18 protein-coding genes are annotated in these 19,133 nt (G+C 74.0%); 10 read left to right on the forward strand and 8 right to left on the reverse strand.

Annotation, left to right across the window (positions count from 1 at the left end):
* Positions 1-391 precede the first annotated feature (391 nt).
* Positions 392-889, forward strand: coding sequence for a hypothetical protein (locus K7G61_RS16510; protein ID WP_225847607.1), 498 nt, complete (start codon positions 392-394; stop codon positions 887-889).
* Between the two features lie 60 nt (positions 890-949).
* Here K7G61_RS16510 and K7G61_RS16515 read toward each other — a convergent pair whose 3' ends face one another.
* The 4 genes from K7G61_RS16515 to K7G61_RS16525 form a co-directional block, all read right to left on the reverse strand.
* Positions 950-1,555, reverse strand: coding sequence for a nucleoside triphosphate pyrophosphatase (locus tag K7G61_RS16515; protein WP_225847608.1), 606 nt, complete (start codon positions 1,553-1,555; stop codon positions 950-952).
* A gap of 84 nt (positions 1,556-1,639) precedes the next feature.
* On the reverse strand, positions 1,640-1,774 hold the full coding sequence (gene mmpB / locus K7G61_RS36455) for a morphogenic membrane protein MmpB (RefSeq protein WP_263984479.1): 135 nt from the start codon (positions 1,772-1,774) through the stop codon (positions 1,640-1,642).
* 83 nt (positions 1,775-1,857) lie between these two features.
* Positions 1,858-2,163 (reverse strand): acyl-CoA carboxylase subunit epsilon, encoded by a 306-nt coding sequence (locus K7G61_RS36965; RefSeq protein WP_225847609.1) that lies wholly within the window; start codon positions 2,161-2,163, stop codon positions 1,858-1,860.
* Complete coding sequence (locus K7G61_RS16525; protein WP_225847610.1) at positions 2,160-3,749, reverse strand: acyl-CoA carboxylase subunit beta; 1,590 nt, start codon at positions 3,747-3,749, stop codon at positions 2,160-2,162. Before K7G61_RS16525 ends, K7G61_RS36965 begins: the two co-directional genes overlap by 4 nt.
* Before the next feature lie 194 nt (positions 3,750-3,943).
* Between K7G61_RS16525 and K7G61_RS16530 the strand changes: the two genes are divergently transcribed.
* From K7G61_RS16530 to K7G61_RS16545, 4 genes are all read left to right on the forward strand, one after another.
* Positions 3,944-4,822, forward strand: coding sequence for a biotin--[acetyl-CoA-carboxylase] ligase (locus tag K7G61_RS16530; protein WP_225847611.1), 879 nt, complete (start codon positions 3,944-3,946; stop codon positions 4,820-4,822).
* A 278-nt stretch (positions 4,823-5,100) separates the two neighbouring features.
* The gene (locus tag K7G61_RS16535) at positions 5,101-6,513 is read left to right on the forward strand and encodes an adenylate/guanylate cyclase domain-containing protein (protein WP_225847612.1); all 1,413 of its coding nucleotides are present in this window, start codon (positions 5,101-5,103) and stop codon (positions 6,511-6,513) included.
* A 73-nt stretch (positions 6,514-6,586) separates the two neighbouring features.
* Positions 6,587-7,396: an enoyl-CoA hydratase/isomerase family protein gene (locus K7G61_RS16540; RefSeq protein WP_225847613.1), complete on the forward strand. Its 810-nt coding sequence runs from the start codon at positions 6,587-6,589 to the stop codon at positions 7,394-7,396.
* A 367-nt stretch (positions 7,397-7,763) separates the two neighbouring features.
* A complete protein-coding gene (locus K7G61_RS16545) occupies positions 7,764-8,915 on the forward strand; it encodes a GGDEF domain-containing protein (protein ID WP_225847614.1) in 1,152 nt (383 codons plus the stop codon).
* Positions 8,916-9,032: 117 nt separating this feature from the next.
* On the opposite strand, the gene K7G61_RS16550 is transcribed toward K7G61_RS16545, so the two are convergent.
* Positions 9,033-9,905, reverse strand: coding sequence for a helix-turn-helix domain-containing protein (locus tag K7G61_RS16550; RefSeq protein WP_225847615.1), 873 nt, complete (start codon positions 9,903-9,905; stop codon positions 9,033-9,035).
* A gap of 216 nt (positions 9,906-10,121) precedes the next feature.
* Here K7G61_RS16550 and K7G61_RS16555 point away from each other — a divergent pair, with 216 nt between their 5' ends.
* The 3 genes from K7G61_RS16555 to hutH all read left to right on the forward strand — a co-directional run bounded on the left by K7G61_RS16555 (position 10,122) and on the right by hutH (position 13,595).
* The gene (locus K7G61_RS16555; RefSeq protein ID WP_225847616.1) at positions 10,122-11,045 is read left to right on the forward strand and encodes an SDR family NAD(P)-dependent oxidoreductase; all 924 of its coding nucleotides are present in this window, start codon (positions 10,122-10,124) and stop codon (positions 11,043-11,045) included.
* A 47-nt stretch (positions 11,046-11,092) separates the two neighbouring features.
* Positions 11,093-11,926: an NAD(P)-dependent oxidoreductase gene (locus K7G61_RS16560; RefSeq protein ID WP_225847617.1), complete on the forward strand. Its 834-nt coding sequence runs from the start codon at positions 11,093-11,095 to the stop codon at positions 11,924-11,926.
* Positions 11,927-12,044: 118 nt separating this feature from the next.
* Complete coding sequence (gene hutH / locus K7G61_RS16565; protein ID WP_374204149.1) at positions 12,045-13,595, forward strand: histidine ammonia-lyase; 1,551 nt, start codon at positions 12,045-12,047, stop codon at positions 13,593-13,595.
* A gap of 146 nt (positions 13,596-13,741) precedes the next feature.
* On the opposite strand, the gene K7G61_RS16570 is transcribed toward hutH, so the two are convergent.
* On the reverse strand, positions 13,742-14,026 hold the full coding sequence (locus K7G61_RS16570) for a hypothetical protein (protein ID WP_225847619.1): 285 nt from the start codon (positions 14,024-14,026) through the stop codon (positions 13,742-13,744).
* 131 nt (positions 14,027-14,157) lie between these two features.
* Here K7G61_RS16570 and K7G61_RS16575 point away from each other — a divergent pair, with 131 nt between their 5' ends.
* Complete coding sequence (locus tag K7G61_RS16575) at positions 14,158-14,502, forward strand: hypothetical protein (protein WP_225847620.1); 345 nt, start codon at positions 14,158-14,160, stop codon at positions 14,500-14,502.
* A gap of 341 nt (positions 14,503-14,843) precedes the next feature.
* The gene (locus K7G61_RS16580; RefSeq protein ID WP_374204150.1) at positions 14,844-16,139 is read left to right on the forward strand and encodes an Ig-like domain-containing protein; all 1,296 of its coding nucleotides are present in this window, start codon (positions 14,844-14,846) and stop codon (positions 16,137-16,139) included.
* A 7-nt stretch (positions 16,140-16,146) separates the two neighbouring features.
* Here the strand turns inward: K7G61_RS16580 and K7G61_RS16585 are convergent, their stop codons facing one another.
* Together K7G61_RS16585 and xylB are read right to left on the reverse strand one after the other, a co-directional pair.
* The gene (locus K7G61_RS16585) at positions 16,147-17,475 is read right to left on the reverse strand and encodes an ROK family protein (RefSeq protein WP_225847784.1); all 1,329 of its coding nucleotides are present in this window, start codon (positions 17,473-17,475) and stop codon (positions 16,147-16,149) included.
* A 185-nt stretch (positions 17,476-17,660) separates the two neighbouring features.
* Positions 17,661-19,076, reverse strand: a complete 1,416-nt coding sequence (gene xylB / locus K7G61_RS16590; RefSeq protein ID WP_225847623.1) for a xylulokinase — start codon at positions 19,074-19,076, stop codon at positions 17,661-17,663.
* Between the last annotated feature and the right edge of the window lie 57 nt (positions 19,077-19,133).

Raw genomic sequence — 19,133 nt, forward strand, 5'->3', positions numbered from 1 at the left:
ATGGCTCCCTCCTAGAAACAAGCCGAGTTTAGGTACTGGCCACACTTGATGCCGAGGCACCCCTGCACGTGAGCTTGCCCACACGGAGGGTGATCCATGGGTCCGGTGAACCCCTGAACGCCTGCTAATCCACGGTACGGCGCCGATCGCGCCCGTGTCCCGCACTCTTGGGCGTGGGGCGCATATCGCGCGCACTCCGGGCCTGGAGCCGACATTCTTTTGTGGAAACCCTACGAATAGAGCGGTGAAAATTTGCGATCTCCTGTGCCCGGAAGAGTGGTGGCGCGCGACCCCTTGCCGGTCGCTCTACCCATGAGTAGCCTGCGCTGCGCAGGGTACCTGGGGTAACAGCACGGAACACGCCCGGGACATTGGGCCGAAGGGGGACAGCGTGCGCAAAGCCGAGGGGCTGCGCCGGGCGGCCGCGACGGCGACGGCGGTGGTCCTCGTCCTCGAAGCCCTCACCATCGCGTTCGTCAACTGGATACTGGGCCTGTCCGTCCGCCACCAGAAGATGTCCATGGGCGGCCTGAGCACCGACGCGATGGCCACCGGATCCTGGGTCGGCGGCGGCCTGTTCGCGCTCTTCCTCGTCGGCTGCGCGGTCCTGACGGCCCGTATCGCGCTGCGCGACCGCATGACCGGCCGGGTCGGCCGGATCGTCCTCATCGTGTGCGCGGTGGTGCACGGCGTGGTCGGCGCGCTCGTGGTCGGGCTGGTCGGCTGGGTGGCCTTCGTGGTGGTGATGGTCGTCCTGGCGCTGCTGGTCGGCACGCTCGTGATGTACGCGCCCGAGGACCGCGACCGGGCCGGGGCGGCCCCGGCGCCCACCCGCGAGCCCGAGGGCCCGGCGTCCGGACCCGAGCAGGCACCGCCGGCGACCGCCTGAGGACGCCGTCCGGTGTGACGGCGGGTCAGGCCCTGGGGCGGACTCCGGGGCGGGCCGGCGTCAGGCCCACAGGTCGGTCAGGCGTATCCCGAGGTCGGCCAGCAGCTCGCGCAGCAATGGCAGCGACAGGCCGATCACCGTACCGGCGTCGCCCTCGATGCCCTCCACGAAGGGCGCGGAACGCCCGTCGAGGGTGAACGCGCCCGCCACCTGGAGCGGTTCGCCGCTGGCCACATAGGCGGCGATCTCCTCGTCGTCGGGCGTCCCGAAGCGCACGACCGTCGAGGCGGTCCGCGACACGCGCTTGCCGCTCGCGGTGTCGATCACGCAGTGCCCGGTGCGCAGCACGCCGGCCCGGCCGCGCATGGCCTCCCAGCGCCGTACCGCCTCCTCGGCGTCCTTGGGCTTGCCGAGGGGCTCGCCGTCCAGGTCCAGCACCGAATCGCAGCCGACGACGATCTCGCCGCCGTCCAGTCCGCCCCCGTCGGCGACCGCCGCGGCCTTCGCCTCGGCCAGCACCCGCGCGAGTTCCCCGGGAGTCGGCGCGCTGATCGCCTCCTCGTCCACCCCGCTGACGACGACGAGCGGGTCGAGACCGGCCTGCCTGAGCAGTCCGAGCCGGGCGGGGGAGGCGGATGCGAGGACGAGAACACGCGCGGGAGTCACCCGGACATCGTAAGGGCCGCGCTCACCACTGGTGGCCCTTACCGCCCGGCCACCACCCTCCCGTGCCGCGGCCCTCGCCGCCCGTCACACCACCCACGCGGTGAAGGCCATGACCACCACGGAGGCCAGGGCGACCAGGAACGCGGCACGCCGCATCATCGCCTGCACCCTGCGGACGTCCGCGGAAGTCCCCGGCCGCTGCTCATCCCTCCAACGCATGTCCCCAAGGCTGCGCCCAGGGCGGGCCCGGCGCCTGAGTACGCGTACTCAAACGGGACCGCGGGACCCATCAGCCACACGGATCACGCGGGCCACACGGACATCCGCCACGCCCCGGGGCCGGGACGCGGAATCCCGCGCGGCACCGTACGGGCCGGGGTGTTCCAGCCGTTCAGCCGCCGCGGGCCCGCCTCCTCGTCGGGCACGGACGCCGCGGCCCGCGCCTGGACGAGGGCGACGACCGCCGCCAGCTCCTCCGGCGTCGGATGCCCCCGTTCGACCTTGATCTCCACGATGTCCGCCACCGGCCGCTCCTCCCGCTCCTCCCGCTCCCGCGCCCCGCCGCCGCTTCCGGAGCCGTTCGCGGCTCCGTCCACCGTCCCGGTCACAGCGGAATGTTCCCGTGCTTCTTGGGCGGCAGGCTCTCCCGCTTGTTGCGCAGGGTGCGCAGCGCCTTGACGAGCTGGCCGCGGGTCTTGGAGGGCTCGATGACCGCGTCCACGTAGCCGCGCTCGGCGGCGACGTAGGGGTTGAGGAGCGTGTCCTCGTAGTCCTGGATGAGCCGGGCGCGCAGGGCGTCGGCCTCCTCCGGGGTGGCCGCCTCGGCGAGGGTGCGGCGGTGCAGGATGTTGACGGCCCCCTGCGCGCCCATGACGGCGATCTGCGCGGTGGGCCACGCCAGGTTGAGGTCGGCGCCCAGGTGCTTGGAGCCCATGACGTCGTACGCGCCGCCGTACGCCTTCCTGGTGATGACCGTGATCAGCGGCACCGTGGCCTCGGCGTAGGCGTAGATCAGTTTGGCGCCGCGGCGGATGATGCCGTCCCACTCCTGGCTGGTGCCGGGCAGGAAGCCGGGGACGTCGACGAAGGTGATGACGGGGACGTTGAAGCTGTCGCAGGTCCGCACGAAGCGCGCCGCCTTCTCCGAGGCGTCGATGTCCAGCGTGCCGGCGAACTGGAGCGGCTGGTTGGCCACCACGCCGACCGGGCGGCCCTCGACGCGGCCGAAGCCGGTGAGGATGTTGGGCGCGAACAGCGACTGCGTCTCCAGGAACTCCCCGTCGTCCAGCACATGCTCGATGACCTTGTGCATGTCGTAGGGCTGGTTGGCCGAGTCGGGGATCAGCGTGTCGAGTTCGAGGTCCTCGTCGGTGACCGCCAGGTCGGCCTCGGCGGGGAAGGCCGGTGGCTCTTCGAGGTTGTTGGCCGGCAGGTAGGACAGCAGCGCCTTGACGTACTCGAAGGCGTCCTTCTCGTCGCCTGCCAGGTGGTGGGCGTTGCCCGACGTGGTGTTGTGGGTCCGTGCGCCGCCCAGCTCCTCCATGCCGACGTCCTCGCCGGTCACCGTCTTGATCACGTCCGGCCCCGTGATGAACATGTGCGAGGTCCCGTCGACCATCACCACGAAGTCGGTGATCGCGGGGGAGTAGACCGCGCCGCCGGCGCACGGGCCCATGATCAGGCTGATCTGCGGGATGACGCCTGAGGCCAGGGTGTTGCGGCGGAAGATCTCGCCGTACAGGCCCAGGCTGGTGACGCCCTCCTGGATGCGCGCGCCGCCGGAGTCGTTGATGCCGATCACCGGGCAGCCCGTCTTCAGCGCGAAGTCCATGACCTTGACGATCTTCTCGCCGAAGACCTCGCCGAGCGCGCCGCCGAAGACCGTGAAGTCCTGGGAGAACACCGCGACCGGACGGCCGTCGACCGTCCCGTACCCGGTGACGACGCCGTCGCCGTAGGGGCGGTTGGCCTCCAGGCCGAAGTTGGTCGACCGGTGCCGGGCCAGCTCGTCCAGCTCGGTGAACGAGCCGTCGTCCAGGAGCAGTTCGATCCGCTCGCGCGCGGTCAGCTTGCCCTTGGCGTGCTGCTTCTCGACCGCCCGCATCGAGCCCGCGTGCGTCGCCGCCTCGATACGGGCGCGCAGGTCGGCGAGCTTCCCCGCGGTCGTGTGGATGTCGTACTCCGGCTCGGCCATGGAGGCGGCTCCCCTGCTCTCGACGGTACTGGGACTTCCGTGTGTGCGGTTGCTGGGTGCTCTCGGTGACGGTACTGGGGCCCGGCGTTCTTGTGACCGGCGGGTAACGCTGCTTCCGTAGCGTAGTGGCGACTGTCGGCCACCGGCACTGCGGCGTTCGCCACACCTCCTCGGCCGCCTCGTAGGGTGGGGGCATGACCTCCAGCCGCTGGTCCGATCTGGAACGACCGCCGCTCAACGCCCGTGCCCTGCGCAAGGCGGTGGTCGTCCCGGGCGCGGTGTGGACCTCGCTCGACGTGGTGGAGTCCACCGGCTCCACCAACAGCGACCTCGCGGCCCGCGCCGCGGACGGCGCGCCCGAGGGCGCCGTCCTGGTGGCGGAGGAGCAGACCGCCGGCCGGGGCCGGCTCGACCGCCGCTGGAGCGCGCCCGCGCGCTCCGGACTGTTCTTCTCCATACTGCTCCGTCCGGGTGAGCGCGCCGCGTCCGGTACGGCCGCCGGCGCGCCGCCGGTGCCGCGGCACCGCTGGGGCTGGCTGCCGCTGCTGGCGGGCGTCGCCACCGCGACCGCGCTGTCCCGGTCGGCCGGCGTCGACACCTCGCTGAAGTGGCCCAACGACCTGCTGGTCACCGTCGCGGGCGAGGAACGCAAGGCCGGCGGCATCCTCGCCGAGCGCTCCGGCGCGAGCGCGGTCGTCGTCGGCATCGGACTCAACGTCACCCTCAAGGAGGCCGAACTGCCCGTCCCCACGGCCGCGTCGCTCGCCCTCGCCGGCGCCATGGGCACCGACCGCGACCCGCTGCTGCGGGCCGTCCTGCGGTCCGTCGACGAGTGGTACGGGGCCTGGCGCGCGGCCGGCGGCGACCCGGCCGCCTCGCGCCTCCAGCAGACGTACGCCGCCGGGTGCGCCACGCTCGGCCGCCAGGTCCGCGCCGAACTGCCCGGCGGCGGCACGCTGTCCGGCACCGCCGTGGCCGTCGACGGCGACGGACGCCTCGTGATCGCCGGACCGGACGGCGAGCAGGCGCTCGCGGCAGGCGACGTGGTGCACCTGCGGCCGTCGGGGGGATGACGCGGTGAGCGGCGGACGAACGGGCAGGGGAACGGGCGGGGGAGGGGCGGAACGGTGGCGGTGAGGGCCGCCGGGCCGGGGCGCGGCAGGGGTTCGCCGGGGGTTCGCGGCGGGGCGGGCGTCGCGGGGGTGACGGGAGTGACCGGAGCGGCCTGACCTGGGGCAGCCGGGCCGAGCCGCCGAGAGTGAGCCAGGGCACACCTGCCGTATCGTTTGAGGGGCTGCGTCGTCTCGATGATCGGAAGGGCAGTGCGCAGGGATTCTTCAGGGGCCGGGCGGTGACCGTGAACGACGAGAACCTCCCGCCGGACGAGCCGTTCCCTTCCGCTCCGGGCACGGGCCCGGAGCGGGACGGCTCCGATGCCGCGGGCTCGGCGGCCCCCACGGCCCCCACGGGCCCGCGAGACCCTCGCGCCGAGCCGGACCCGGCCGCTGGAACGGCCGACGACGCGGAGCCGGCGGAAGAGGCGGAGCCTGCCGACGACGCCAAGGGCGCGGACCCGGCGGAATCCGCGGCCGCCGTCGAACCGGCCGTACCGGCGGAGCCCGTCGATCCCGCCGACGCCGCCGATCCCGACGGCGCCGGAGACCCCGCGGACGCCGGGGAGCAGCACGCCGACTCCGGGGAGCACGGGGAGGCGGCGGAGCACGGCGAGGCGGGCGACTCGGGTGAGCACCCCCTCGCCCTGCGCCTCGAACAGCTGATCCTGGGGGCGCCCCGCCGCTACACGCCCTTCCAGGCGGCCCGTACGGCCGGCGTCTCCATGGACCTGGCCTCCCGTTTCTGGCGGGCGATGGGCTTCGCCGACATCGGCCAGGCCCGCGCGCTGACCGAGGCCGACGTCCTGGCCCTGCGGCGGCTGGCCGGCCTGGTCGAGGCGGGGCTGCTCAGCGAGTCGATGGCCATCCAGGTGGCGCGTTCCACCGGCCAGACCACCGCCCGGCTCGCCGACTGGCAGACCGACTCGTTCCTGGAGGGCCTCACCGAGCCGCCCGAGCCCGGCATGACCCGCGCCGAGGTCGCGTACCCGCTGGTCGAACTGCTGCTGCCCGAACTGGAGGAGTTCCTCGTCTACGTGTGGCGCCGCCAGGTCGCCGCCGCCACCAGCCGGGTCGTGCAGTCCGACGACGAGGAGGCCGTGGACCGCAGGCTCGCGGTGGGCTTCGCCGACCTGGTGGGGTTCACCCGCCTGACCCGCCGCCTGGAGGAGGAGGAACTGGGCGAGCTGGTCGAGGCGTTCGAGACCACGGCGGCCGACCAGGTCGCCGCGTACGGGGGCCGTCTGATCAAGACCCTGGGCGACGAGGTGCTCTTCGTCGCCGACGACCCCGGTACGGCCGCGGAGATCGGCATGCGGCTCATCGAGACCATGACCGGCGACGAGACCATGCCCGCGCTCCGGGTCGGCATGGCCTTCGGCACGGTCACCACCCGCATGGGCGACGTCTTCGGCACCACGGTCAACCTCGCCTCCCGCCTGACCTCCATAGCCCCCCGTGACGCGGTGCTGGTAGACGGCGACTTCGCGGAGGCCCTCGGGGAGGCGGGCGACGCCCCCGTCTCCGAGGCCGACGTGGACGCGGCCTCGGCCGAGTCCGGGAAGTACCGTTTCGCCCTCCAGCCCATGTGGCGCCGCCCCGTCCGCGGCCTCGGGGTGGTCGAACCCTGGCTCCTCACGCGCCGCGCCTGAGCGCCCCCGGCGGCGGGCCGCGTGACAAGATGGGGCCGCGGGTTCACGGGCGTTAACCGGGAGGGAGTTCGGCGTGGCCGAGGACACGGACGCGAAGCGGTACGGGGAGTACGTGGTGGTGCGGCGCCCGGAAGAGCGCGTCGCCGAGCTGGTCCTCGACCGCCCCAAGGCCATGAACGCGGTGTCCACCGCCATGGCCGCGGCCATCGCGGAGGCGTGCGCGGCACTCGCCGCCGACGGATCGGTGAGCGTCACCGTGGTCACGTCCTCCCACGAGCGGGCCTTCTGCGTGGGCGCGGACCTGAAGGAGCGCAACAGCCTGAGCGACGCGGAGCTGGTACGGCAGCGGCCGCGGGCGCGCGCCGCGTACACCGGGGTGCTGGAGCTGCCGATGCCGACCATCGCGTCCGTGCACGGCTTCGCCCTCGGCGGCGGCTTCGAGCTCGCCCTGGCGTGCGACCTGATCGTGGCCGACGAGACGGCGGTGGTGGGGCTGCCCGAGGTGTCCGTCGGCGTGATCCCGGGCGGGGGCGGTACGCAACTGCTTCCCCGGCGGGTGGGTGCGGCCCGCGCCGCCGAGCTGATCTTCACGGCCCGCCGCGTCCCCGCCGTCGAGGCCCTCGGGCTCGGCCTGATCGACCAGCTCCACCCCGCGGGCGGTGACCGCGAGGCCGCGCTGGCCCTGGCCACCCGTATCGCCGCGAACTCCCCCGTAGGACTGCGAGCCGCCAAACGGGCGCTCCGCCTGGGCCACGGCCTCGACCTGGCCGCCGGCCTGGAGGTCGAGGACGCCGCCTGGCGTACGGTCGCCTTCTCCGGCGACCGCGCGGAGGGCGTCGCCGCTTTCAACGAAAAACGCCCCCCGACCTGGCCGGGCGAATAACCCGAGAGCCCCCGGGGCGGCGTGTACGGGCAGAGCCCCCACCGAAAGTCCCCGGGGGCCGGCCGCGCCTGCGGGCAGGGTCTCCACGGGAGTACCAAGAAGGGGCGCGGGGAACGGCGCGAGCAACCCAGAACTCGCCGGTGATCCGGCAACGACAGCAACCACCCCTCCCGGACGGCGAACCCCAGGCCGCCCGCCGGGCAAGAAACGCTTCGACCGGAGCGAACCCCAAGCCGCCCGCGGGGCAAGAGGCGGCTGGGCCCGGCGAACCCCAAGCCGCCCGCCGGGCAGGAAACGCAAAGAGCCCAGCCCCTTCCGGCCCACCCCCTTGAGCGCGGAACCCCGCAAACTTCCCTAGCCTGAAGAAATGGTCGATGAGCGGACGGCCGGCCTCCGTTTGCGGGCCGTCGTGGAACTCGCGCAGGCGCTCGCCACCGCGCAGACCCCGCGCGCGGCCGCGCGGGCCGGGGCCCACCGGGCGCGGCTGGCCATGGGTGGTTCCTTCGCGGCGGTCTCCCGCTGGGAACGGGAGACCGGCAGGCTGCGGGTCATGGTCAACGACGGCGAACTCGCGCCCGGCGAGGAGCCGGAACCGGCCGACGAGTCGTACTCCGTCCACGACTTCCCGGAGATCGCCGAATTCCTGCACGGTACGTGGGCGCGCGGCGGCGAACCGCACGCCTGGGTGGAGACCGCGGAGGGCTCGGGCAGCACGCCGGGCGGGTCGAGCTGGGGGCGGGTGGCCGCGCTGCGCCGGCGCGGGCGGGGCAGCTGCGTCGTGGCGCCGCTGGTGCTGCACGGGCGGGCCTGGGGCGAGCTCTACGTCGCCCGGGACGCGGGGGCGCCGGTCTTCGGCCGGGCGGACGCGGACTTCGCCACCGTACTGGCCGCCCTGGTCGCCGCGGGGATCGCGCAGACCGAGCGGTTCGAGGAGGTGCGGCGGCTGGCGTACACGGACCCGCTGACCGGCCTCGGCAACCGGCGGGCGGTGGACATGCGCCTGGACGAGGCCCTGGAACGGCACCGGGCGCAGGGCGTGGTGGTCAGCCTGGTCGTCTGCGACCTGAACGGTCTGAAGAAGGTCAACGACCTGCTCGGGCACGCGGTGGGGGACCGGTTGCTGGAACGCTTCGGCTCGCTGCTCTCGGTGTGCGGCGCCACGCTGCCGGGCAGCCTGGCGGCGCGGCTCGGCGGCGACGAGTTCTGCATCGTCGCCGTCGGACAAGGCGCGGACGAGGTGGTCCGGGCCGCCGACGAGCTGTGCCGGCTGGCCGCCGGCCTGGACATCGGCGAGGGGGTCGCGTGCGGGGTCGCCTCGACGGAGGACCCGATCGGCCCCGTCCGCTCGGCCCGCCGCCTGTTCCGCCTGGCCGACGCGGCCTCCTACCGCGCGAAGGCGCTGCGCGCCGCCCACCCCGTCGTGGCCGGCCGCGAGGGCCCCGGCGACCCCGTGGTCCGCCTCGCCGACTCCCCGCCGCCCACCTCGCCGACGGAACGCCGCACCTTCCGCCGGCCCTAGCCGGTTCGTGCTGTGACCGGGAGACCTTCCCGGGAGCACATGGCGGGTCCTCTCGCCGAATCTTCCGGGCGAAGAGCGTGACGCGGTACTCGGTGGCCGGCCGCGCCGCCCATCCGATCAGCCTTCCGCGGCGATTCGGACGGTGTCCGCGGATGTGCCGGCCGAGCTGTCCAGGGAGGCGAGCAGGCGCAAGCGGTCTTCCGAGTCGCTGCCGGGGCGGGCGTGGTAGGTGACGAGGGTCTGTCCCCGGGTGCCGGGGATCAGCAGCTTCTCGTAGTGCAGTTCCAGAGGGCCGACCCGCGGATGCTGCAGTCGGCTGGTGCCGGTGGCCTTGTGCGCGACGTCCTGGCGTGCCCAGAGCTTGCGGAAGCGGTCGCTGCGGACCGAGAGCTCGCCCACGATCTCGACGAGGCGCGGGTCGTCGATGTCAGGTCCGGCGACAGACCGCAGGTAGGGCACGATGCGGGCGGTCATCTCCTCCCAGTCGACGTGCAAGGCGCGCAGTTCCGGTTCCAGAAAGGCCGCGAGGATGCTGTTGTGGCCGGGTCCGTTGAAGGGGGAGAGGGCGATGGCCAGGGTGTTGGCGGCAAGTACGTCCATGTAGGTGCCGTGGACGTACGCCGGGGTCAGCGGCCAGGTGCTGATCAAGTTCCGGATGCCGTCGCCGGCCTTCTCGGGGCGGCGGGGGCGCCGGCGGCGGGTGGTGGGGTCGGCGGCGAGCTGGAGGAGGTACGCGGTGGCTTCCTCCCCCAGTTGCAGCGCGCCCGCGATGCTGACCAGGACCTGTTCGGAGGGGTGCCGGTCGCGGCCCTGTTCGAGGCGTACGTAGTAGTCCGAACTGACGCCGGCGAGGAAGGCGACTTCTTCCCGGCGCAGGCCCGCCACGCGCCGGTTGCCGGTGTCGGGAATGCCCACGGCGGTGGGCGGGACGAGCTCCCGTCGGGCGCGCAGGTACGTGGCCAGGGGGCCCGGGTCACCGTTCGCTGTCACGCATCCCAGAGTAGGCAGATGCCGCCGGAGTCCGGGTGGCCCTGCCGGTCCCAGCCTCAGCGGGGCCTGGGCGGCTCGGCACGTATGCCCCCACAGTGGTACAGCACGGCCGAATCGGCGCACCAGCCGATGACGGTGTCTGCGCCGGATTCGACGGAGCAGATCCAGCCGTTCGTGCCGTCGTTCCCGTAGCCGTCCTCCGACCCAGGAGCAATCGTGCCCGAGCTTTTCCGCAGCCCCTTCGACCGTCACTCGACCGCCGCGCAGGTGATCGACGGTGTCGACCTGTCCGGCAAGCGTGCCGTGATCACCGGCGCCACCTCCGGCATCGGCGTGGAGACGGCCCGCGCGCTGGCGTCCGCCGGCGCCGATGTCACCCTCGCGGTCCGGCGACCCGATGCCGGCGAGGAAGTCGCGGCCGACCTGAGGGCCAGGACCGGAAACGGTGCGATTCACGTCGCCCGGCTGGACGTGGCGGACCTGGATTCGGTGAACGCGTTCACCGACGCCTGGGCCGGCCCCCTGCACATCCTCGTCAACAATGCCGGAATCATGATGCTGCCCGAGCTGGAGCGGGGCACCGGCGGCCACGAGCAGCAGTTCGCCACCAACTACCTGGGCCATTTCGCCCTCGCCCTGGGCCTGCACCGGGCACTCGCCGAAGCGGGTGGCGCACGCATGGTGACCGTGTCCTCCAGCGGTCACCTGTTCTGCCCGGTCGTCTTCGACGACCTCGACTACCGCTTCCGCCCCTACGACGCGCTCGGCGCCTACGGCCAGTCCAAGACCGCCGAGGTGCTCCTGGCCGTCGAGGCGGACCGCCGCTGGTCCGGTGACGGCATCCGGGCGAACGCGCTGCACCCCGGTGCGATCGCCACCAACCTCCAGCGGCACACCGGCGGCCTGAAGACCCCCGAGCCCTACCGCAAGACCATCGAACAGGGCGCGGCCACCTCCGTCTTCCTCGCCGCCTCCCCGCTGGCCGAGGGCGTCGGCGGCCGCTACTTCGAAGACGTCAACGAAGCCCCGCGGGTGACCGCACGGCCGCTGGAACTGGGCGTGCCGGGTGTGGCCGCCTACGCCCTCGACGCCGGGAACGCGGAACGCCTGTGGAACCTCGCCGCCACCGTCGTGCGCTGACCGCGGACACGGAACGCGGCACGGATCATGAAGGAAGAGATCAGGCAATGACGAACATCAGCACAATCGGCTTCATCGGGCTCGGAGACCAGGGCGGGCCGATGGCCCAGGCGATCGGCGAACACGGCTGGAAACTTCACGTGTGGGCACGCCGGCCGGCCTCTCTGGCCGCCGTGGCGACGTCGCCCCACGTCGTCCACGACACCGTGGCCGGCCTGGCGGCCTCCGTGGAACTCGTCGGGCTCTGCCTGCGCGACGACACGGACGTGTGGAACGTGCTCGATGACCAGGGCCTTCTGGCGCACATCGCCCCGGGCACGATCATCGTCAATCACGGTACCGGCGACCCCACCGAGGCCGAGCGGATCGGCGCGCACGTCGCCCAGGCGGGCGCGGTCTACCTCGACGCCCCCGTCAGCGGCGGTGGCCCGGGCGCCCGCGCCCGCACCCTTACCACCTTCGTCGGCGGACCCGTGGACGCCTACCGCGCCGCACACCCGGTCTTCGAAACCTTCAGCGACACTGTGCGGCTCATGGGACCGGTCGGCAGCGGACAGCTCACCAAGCTGTTCAACAACGCGCTGACCATCACCAACATGAAGAACGCCGAAGACGTCCTCGCCCTGGCCGCGCAAGTCGGCCTCGACCTGCCCGCACTGATCGACGTCATCGGGGCCAGCAGCGGCGGCAGCGCGGCTCTCCACGCCCTGGCCACCGACATCACCCCCCGCCTTGCCGAACACCTCCACCCGCTGATGCACAAGGACATACAGCACTTCGCGCACGCGCTGCGCGAACGCGGCGTACATCCCGGTGAGATCCTCGCCCGCGGCGAGGCCGGCGCATCCGGCTTGGTCGCGGCCGCCCGCCTGCTCGCCTAGCGTCCGCCCCCGCGCCCGCGGCCGGACCCGCGGCGTCCTCGGCCGGCCCCGCGGCGTCCTCGGCCGGACCCGCGCGTGACAGCCGTCGATTCAGTGCTTAGGGTGCGTGAATATGGATATGCAGAAGGGGGCGGTGCTGCTCGCGAGCCACGGCACCACCGCCGAGGACGTGCTGGCGGTCGCCCGGGGCGGGGCCCCCGTCGAGCTTGCGCCGGAAGCGGTCGAGGCGATGGCGGCCTCGCGAGCGGTGATCGACGCGCTGGCGGCGAGGCCCGAGCCGGTCTACGGGGTCTCCACGGGGTTCGGCGCGCTCGCGGTGCGCCACATCAGCCCGGAGCTGCGGGCGCAGCTCCAGCGCAGCCTGGTGCGCTCGCACGCCGCCGGGATGGGGCCCGTGGTGGAACGCGAGGTCGTCCGCGCGCTGATGTTCCTGCGGCTGAAGACGCTGGCGTCGGGCCGTACGGGGGTGCGGCCGGTGGTCGCGCACACGATGGCCGCGCTCCTGAACGCCGGGATCACCCCGGTGGTGCGGGAGTACGGCTCCCTCGGCTGCTCCGGCGACCTGGCGCCGCTGGCCCACTGCGCCCAGGTGCTCATGGGCGAGGGCGAGGCGGAAGGGCCGGACGGCACCGTGCGGCCGGCCGCGGAGCTGCTCGCGGCCCACGGCATCGAACCGGTCGAGCTGCGGGAGAAGGAGGGCCTGGCCCTCATCAACGGCACCGACGGCATGCTCGGCATGCTGGTCATGGCCTGCGCCGACCTGGCCCGCCTGTTCACCGCCGCCGATGTCACCGCGGCCCTCACCCTCGAAGCCCTGCTCGGTACGGACCGGGTGCTCGCGCCGGACCTGCACGCCGTGCGCCCGCACCCCGGGCAGGCGGCGAGCGCCGAGAACATGCGGCGGGTACTCGCCGGCTCCGGCCTGACCGGGCACCACCAGGACGAGGCGCCGCGCGTCCAGGACGCCTATTCCGTCCGCTGCGCTCCCCAGGTCGCGGGCGCCGGCCGCGACACCCTGGCGCACGCCCGCCTGGTCGCTGAGCGCGAACTGGCCGCGGCCGTCGACAACCCGGTGGTCACTGAGGACGGGCGGGTGGAGTCGAACGGCAACTTCCACGGCGCCCCCGTCGGCTACGTCCTGGACTTCCTCGCCATCGCCGCCGCCGACCTCGCCTCGATCTGCGAGCGCCGTACCGACCGTCTGCTGGACCGCAACCGCTCCCACGGCCTGCCGCCCTTCCTCGCCGACGACCCCGGCGTGGACTCCGGCCTGATGATCGCCCAGTACACCCAGGCGGCCCTGGTCAGCGAGATGAAGCGGCTCGCGGTCCCGGCCTCGGTGGACTCCATCCCGTCCTCGGCGATGCAGGAGGACCACGTCTCGATGGGGTGGTCTGCGGCGCGCAAGCTGCGCGGCGCGATCGAGGCGCTGACCCGGGTGATCGCCGTCGAGATGTACGCGGCCACCCGCGCGCTGCAGATCCGCGTCACGAACGGCGGCCGTCCGTCCCCCGCCGGAGAGGCGGTGCTGGCCGCGGTCCTGGAGGCGGGCATCCCCGGCCCCGGCCGGGACCGCTTCCTGTCGCCCGACCTGGAGGCCGCCTACGCCTTCGTCCGCGCCGGGCTGCTGACGGAGGCGGCCGAGACGGTCACCGGCCCGCTGGCGTGAACGGGGGGCCGGGCGTAAGGACGGCGAGGGAGGACGTGGGACGTCCTACGTGGGCCGCGGCATAGGGCGCGGGACGCAGGACGTAGGACGTCCTGCGTAGGAGGACGGCCGGGTGCGGCATGCCGCACCCGGCCGTCGGTGTCGTGTCAGGCGGTGGCGGCCTCGCGGCGCGAGCGGCGGCCGGCGTCCACTATCAGGCCGGCGCCGGCCACGAGGAAGACGGCGCCGCCGACCACGTACGGCTTGGTGTTGATCGCGCCGGTGTCGGCGAGGTCGAGGTGGTGCGCGGAACGAGTGGTCGTCGCCGTCTGCGGCTGGGCGGCGGCGGACGAGGGCGCGTGGTCCGGTGTGGCGGAGGCGGACGGCACGAAGTAGAGCGCGGCCAGCACGGATGCGGCGGCTGCGGCGACGTAAGGGCGGGGCGAGGCCAACGGAACTCCCTGGGGACGCCTCCGACGGGTGACAACCCCGGGGAGGGTGCGGCGGCTTGACCGTGGTGGTGATGGTAGTGACTTGGCGCGGCTCGTGTGAAGCCGCCCACATGCCGCTTACCCTCCGTGGCATGAGCACTACTGACATGCCCCGCGGTGACAGCGGGCCGCGCTACGTACGCTTCCAGGCCGAGCTGGTGCTGGAGGTCGCCGACAGCGAGGGGCTGAGGAGCGCGGCCCTGTCCCGCATCGCCGGCGACACCTACATGCCGCTCCAGGAGCGGCACCACGCGGAGGCGGCCGTGGGCAGCGACGAGTCCGAGGCGCTGGCGTACCTCATCGACCCCGCGGACCTGGTCACGTCCCTCCCGGGGGTCGAGCTGGTCCAGGCGTCCTGGTCCTGCTCCCACACCGAGTACGACCCCGCGGCCGGCACCTGGGGGCTGACCGAGGACGACGACTTCCCGGACGACTGAGGCGACCGAGACGACCGAGACGACCGAGACGACCGAGACGACCGAGACGACTGAACGAAGACCGACGGGGCGCGGCGCCCCCGGACCCTCCCGGCCGGGGGCGCCGCACGTGGCAAATCACACAATTCCCCCCGGAATGGCGCACTCACCCCTTCCGGCCTGTTTCCATGCATATGGACGAAGCTCGTCGTCCGCCCCCACGGGGCGGTGCCGGGCCCGCAGCCAGCAGCTATTGGAGAGATTGCGTGACGACGCCGCACGACGCCGGAAAGACTCCCGAGCGGCAGCCCGCCGCGGCCCCCCGTACGTCCCGCTTCACCCGTCGCCGTACCTCCGCCGCCATCGCGGTGCTGATCGGCGGGACCGTCGCCCTCGCGGCGTGCGGCATGGGCGGCAAGGGGCACGCCGACGCGGCGGCGCCGACGGGCGCCACGCACCCGGCCGCGGCCACCGGCGTCCCCTCCGCCCTCAAGAAGGCCCAGCCCCAGCCCCAGGCGCAGACCGCGCAGGCCGCGCAGGCCCAGGTCCAGGCCGACGCGGCCGCCGCCCAGAACGCCTCGACGGCCAGGATCACCATCACCCCCGCGTCCGGCAGCACGAACGCGAGCGTGAACGGCATGAAGGTCGCCGTCACCGGCGGCGTGCTGACCTCCGTCACCATGACGTCCGCCGGCGGCGCCGCGGTCGCCGGGACCATGTCCGCCGACCACCTGACCTGGACGCCGAAGGCCGCGCTGGCCGGCGGCACCCAGTACACGGTCACCGCCTCGGCCAGTGACGGCCAGGGTCGCGTCACCACCGCGAACGACACCTTCGCCACCGCCTCCGTCTCGCACAGCTTCATCGGGTACTTCACGCCCGAGAACGGCTCGAAGGTCGGCGTCGGCATGCCGGTGTCGATCAACTTCGACAAGGCGATCACCCACAAGGCGGACGTGCAGCGCCACATATCCGTGACGTCCAGCAGCGGCCAGCAGGTCGTGGGCCACTGGTTCGGCTCCAAGCGGCTGGACCTGCGCCCGCAGACGTACTGGAAGGCCGGCTCGCACGTCTCCCTCACCCTGCACCTGCGCGGTGTGGAGGGCGCCCGCGGCGTCTACGGCGTGCAGGACAAGACCGTCGGCTTCGACGTGGGCCGCTCCCAGGTGTCGACCGTCGACACCAGCACCCACAAGATGACCGTGGTCCGCGACGGCAAGGTCATCAAGACCATCCCCATCTCGGCGGGCGGCCCCGACCACACCACCTACAACGGGCAGATGGTCATCTCCGAGAAGGACCCGACCACGCGCATGAACGGCTCCACGGTCGGCCTGGTCAAGGACGGCAAGAGCGAGTACGACATCCCGGACGTGCCGCACGCCATGCGGCTGACCACCTCGGGAACGTTCATCCACGGCAACTACTGGGCCGCACCCTCGGCGTTCGGCCACGACAACACCAGTCACGGCTGCATCGGCCTCGAGGACCTCAAGGGCAGCAAGGACCCGACCACCCCGGCGGCCTGGTTCTACAACAACTCGATGGTCGGCGACGTGGTCGTGGTCAAGTCCGCGGGCCGGACCGTCCCGGCCGACAACGGCCTCAACGGCTGGAACCTGAGCTGGGCGCAGTGGCTGGCGGGTTCCGCGATCTGACGCCGGGTCACCGTCCCCGGCCCGCGGCTCCCGCGCCGCCCGCCGCCTCCTCGCGGCCGGCGATCCACGAGGCCGGGTCGTCCAGGAGGGCGCGGATCGCGCTGTAGGCGGCGCCGCGCAGGACGCCGTCCGGGCCGAGGGCCGAGGTGACGACGTTCTGCGGGCGCCACTGCCGGTCCGTGACACGCGCGGCCAGTTCGCGGCGCACCCCCGGCAGCAGCCAGGGCGCCAGGCCCGCCAGCGGACCGCCGACCACCACGGCCTGCGGGTCGAGGAGGTTCACCGCGCCGCTCAGGGCGATGCCCAGGGCGGCCCCGGCGTCCTCCAGGGCGCGCAGGGCCGCCGGGTCGCCGGCCAGGGCCGCGCCGCGCAGGGCCGCGGGACCCCCGGCCGCCAAGAAGCCGTCAGAGGGGCCGTCCGAGGGGCCGTCCGAGGGGCCGTCCGAAGGGTCACCCGAGGGGCCGTCCGCGGAGTCGCCCGCCCGGCCCCCCCGACCCGCGGCCCGGCCGTCCGCGCCGCCGCCCCCGCCGTCCCCGTCGCCCCGCGCGGAGTCCGGCAGTCCCGCCGCCCGCAGCAGCGCCTCCTCGCCCGCGTACGTCTCCAGGCAGCCGGTGGCGCCGCACGAGCACAGGGGGCCGTCGGGGCGTACGGGCACGTGGCCGAGCTCGCCCGCGAAGCCGCGCGCGCCGCGGAAGAGGCGGCCCTCGACGACGACCGCGGCGCCGATGCCGATCTCGGCGGAGACGTGCACGAAGTCGCGCAGCCCCGGGTGGCCGCCGAGCCACAGCTCGGCGAGGGCGCCGAGGTTCGCCTCGTTCTCCACGACGGTGCCGCTGCCGAGGGCGGCGGCCACGGGGACGTCCTCCCAGCGCAGGTTGGGGGCGCGCAGCACGGTGCCGCGGTCGTGGCCGACCAGGCCGGGCACGGCCACCGTGGTGCCCACCGGGAACAGCCCCTGCGCCCGTGCCTCCTCGGCCACGCGCGCGGTCAGCCCCGCCAGCTCCGCCAGGACGTCGCCCGCCGGCCGGGCGCGGTTCGCCGCCGGCGTCTGCGCCCGGCAGCGCACCACGCCCTTCAGGTCGACCGCGCACGCCGCGAGGTGGTCCACCCCGACCTCGGCGCCGATGCCCGCGGGGCCGGTGTCGGCCAGCGCCAGCGCGGTGCCGGGGCGGCCCACCGTGCCCGGCCGCGTCGCGCCCTTCTCCTCCACCAGGCCCGCGGCCATCAGCTCGTCCACCAGCGTCGACACGGTGGCCCGGGTCAGGCCCACCTCCGCGGCGACGCCCGCCCGCGTCACGCTCTCGCCGGCCGAACCGCCCGCCGCCAAGGCGCCCATCACCAGCGCCAGATTGCGGCGCCGCAGCCCCGCCTGCGGGCCTCGCCCGTTGACCACGGGGGTTGCTCCCTTCCGTCCGGCCGACGCACACGCGGCCACCGCACCCGGCTCGCTCCACCCGGCTCGCTCCACCCGGCCCGCTCCACGCGGCTCCCCGTGGACCCTACGGGGAGCCGCCCGCCCGGCTACCTCGTGGCGGCCAGCGGCATGGCCGCGGCCAGGCGGCCGAGGGTCTCCTCGTCGCGCGGCACCGCCTCGTAGGTGGGTCCGGCCGCCGTGCCCCAGCGGCGGGCGATGGCCCCGGGCTCCTCCCCGGTGAGCAGGGCGGCGGCCTGCACGGCCGCGCCCAGGGCGACGAGTTCCTGGGCCTCGGGCACCTGGACCGGCCGCCCCGACAGCCGGCGCACCGTCTCCCGCCAGGCCACGCCCCGCGCGCCGCCGCCGATGAGCAGCAGCGGTTCGCCGCCCGCGGAATCGCCGTCGACCGCGAGTACCTGGTCCAAGGCGCCCAGCAGGGCGTACACGGCCCCGTCGTACGCCCCCTGCAGCACCTGGCCGGCGGTCGTCTCGTGACGCAGCCCGGTCAGCAGCCCGGAGGCGTACGGGAGGTTCGGCGTCCGCTCGCCGTCGAGGAACGGCAGGAAGGCGACGGAACCGCCCGGCTCGACCTGCTCGCGCTCGCGCCCCAGCAGCGCCGCCACCTTGTCGACGGCCAGCGTGCAGTTGAGCGTGCAGGCCAGCGGCAGCCAGCCGCCGTCGGCCGAGGCGAAGCCGGCGACGATCCCGGACTCGTCGGCGGGCCGCCGCCGGGCCACCGAGTACACCGTCCCCGAGGTGCCGAGGCTGAGCACGGCCTGGCCGGGCGCGATGCCCAGGCCCAGCGCGGCCGCCGCGTTGTCCCCGGTGCCGGCCGCGACCAGCGCCCCGGCCCGCAGCGGCAGCCCCTCCCGTACCGTTCCCGCGGCCTCGCCCGCGCCCAGGACGGCGGGCAGCAGCGCCGGGTCCAGCCCGGCCTCGGCCAGCAGCTTCTCGTCGTAGGACTCGCTCTCCGTCGCCCACCAGCCGGTGCCCGAGGCGTCGCCGCGGTCGGTGACCGCCGCGCCGGAAAGGCGTTCGGTCAGGAAGTCGTGGGGCAGCCGCACGGCATGGGCCCCCTGTGCGACGGCCGGCTCGTGCTCGGCCAGCCACGCCCACTTGGTGACGGTGAAGCTCGCGCCGGGCACCGAGCCGAACCGCCGCGCCCACCAGTCGGCCCCGTACCGCGCCACCAGCGCCTCGGCCTGCGGCGCGGACCGCACGTCGTTCCACAGCAGCGCCGGCCGCAGCGGACTGCCCTGCGCGTCGAGGACGACCAGGCCGTGCTGCTGGCCGCCCACCGAGACGGCCTCGGCCCGGGCCGCGTACTCACCGATCTGCGCGAGGGCGTCGCGCAGGGCGCCCCACCAGACCTCGGGATCGGTCTCCCGCCCGGCGCCCGTGCTCACGGTGTGCGGCGCCTGCCCCTTGGCCAGCACGGCCCCGCTGTTGGCGTCCACCGCCAGCACCTTCGTGGACTGTGTGGAGCTGTCCACGCCCAGTACGACCGGCCCCTGCGACCCCATGCCCATCCACTCCCTGTCCCTGACCCTTGTCCCTGTCCAGTCCCTGACCCGCCCGGG

This window comes from Streptomyces sp. HPF1205, assembly GCF_020400825.1.
Taxonomy (GTDB): domain Bacteria; phylum Actinomycetota; class Actinomycetes; order Streptomycetales; family Streptomycetaceae; genus Actinacidiphila.

What these genes read in the sequence shown, in the direction of transcription:
- hutH (WP_374204149.1), top strand. Translation starts at nt 12,045, where the DNA reads ATGCAGAAGGGGGCGGTGCTGCTCGCGAGCCACGGCACCACCGCCGAG.
- K7G61_RS16575 (WP_225847620.1), top strand. Translation starts at nt 14,158, where the DNA reads ATGAGCACTACTGACATGCCCCGCGGTGACAGCGGGCCGCGCTACGTA.
- K7G61_RS16545 (WP_225847614.1), top strand. Translation starts at nt 7,764, where the DNA reads ATGGTCGATGAGCGGACGGCCGGCCTCCGTTTGCGGGCCGTCGTGGAA.
- K7G61_RS16585 (WP_225847784.1), bottom strand. Translation starts at nt 17,475, where the DNA reads ATGGGCGCCTTGGCGGCGGGCGGTTCGGCCGGCGAGAGCGTGACGCGG.
- K7G61_RS16560 (WP_225847617.1), top strand. Translation starts at nt 11,093, where the DNA reads ATGACGAACATCAGCACAATCGGCTTCATCGGGCTCGGAGACCAGGGC.
- K7G61_RS16530 (WP_225847611.1), top strand. Translation starts at nt 3,944, where the DNA reads ATGACCTCCAGCCGCTGGTCCGATCTGGAACGACCGCCGCTCAACGCC.
- xylB (WP_225847623.1), bottom strand. Translation starts at nt 19,076, where the DNA reads ATGGGGTCGCAGGGGCCGGTCGTACTGGGCGTGGACAGCTCCACACAG.
- K7G61_RS16525 (WP_225847610.1), bottom strand. Translation starts at nt 3,749, where the DNA reads ATGGCCGAGCCGGAGTACGACATCCACACGACCGCGGGGAAGCTCGCC.
- mmpB (WP_263984479.1), bottom strand. Translation starts at nt 1,774, where the DNA reads ATGCGTTGGAGGGATGAGCAGCGGCCGGGGACTTCCGCGGACGTCCGC.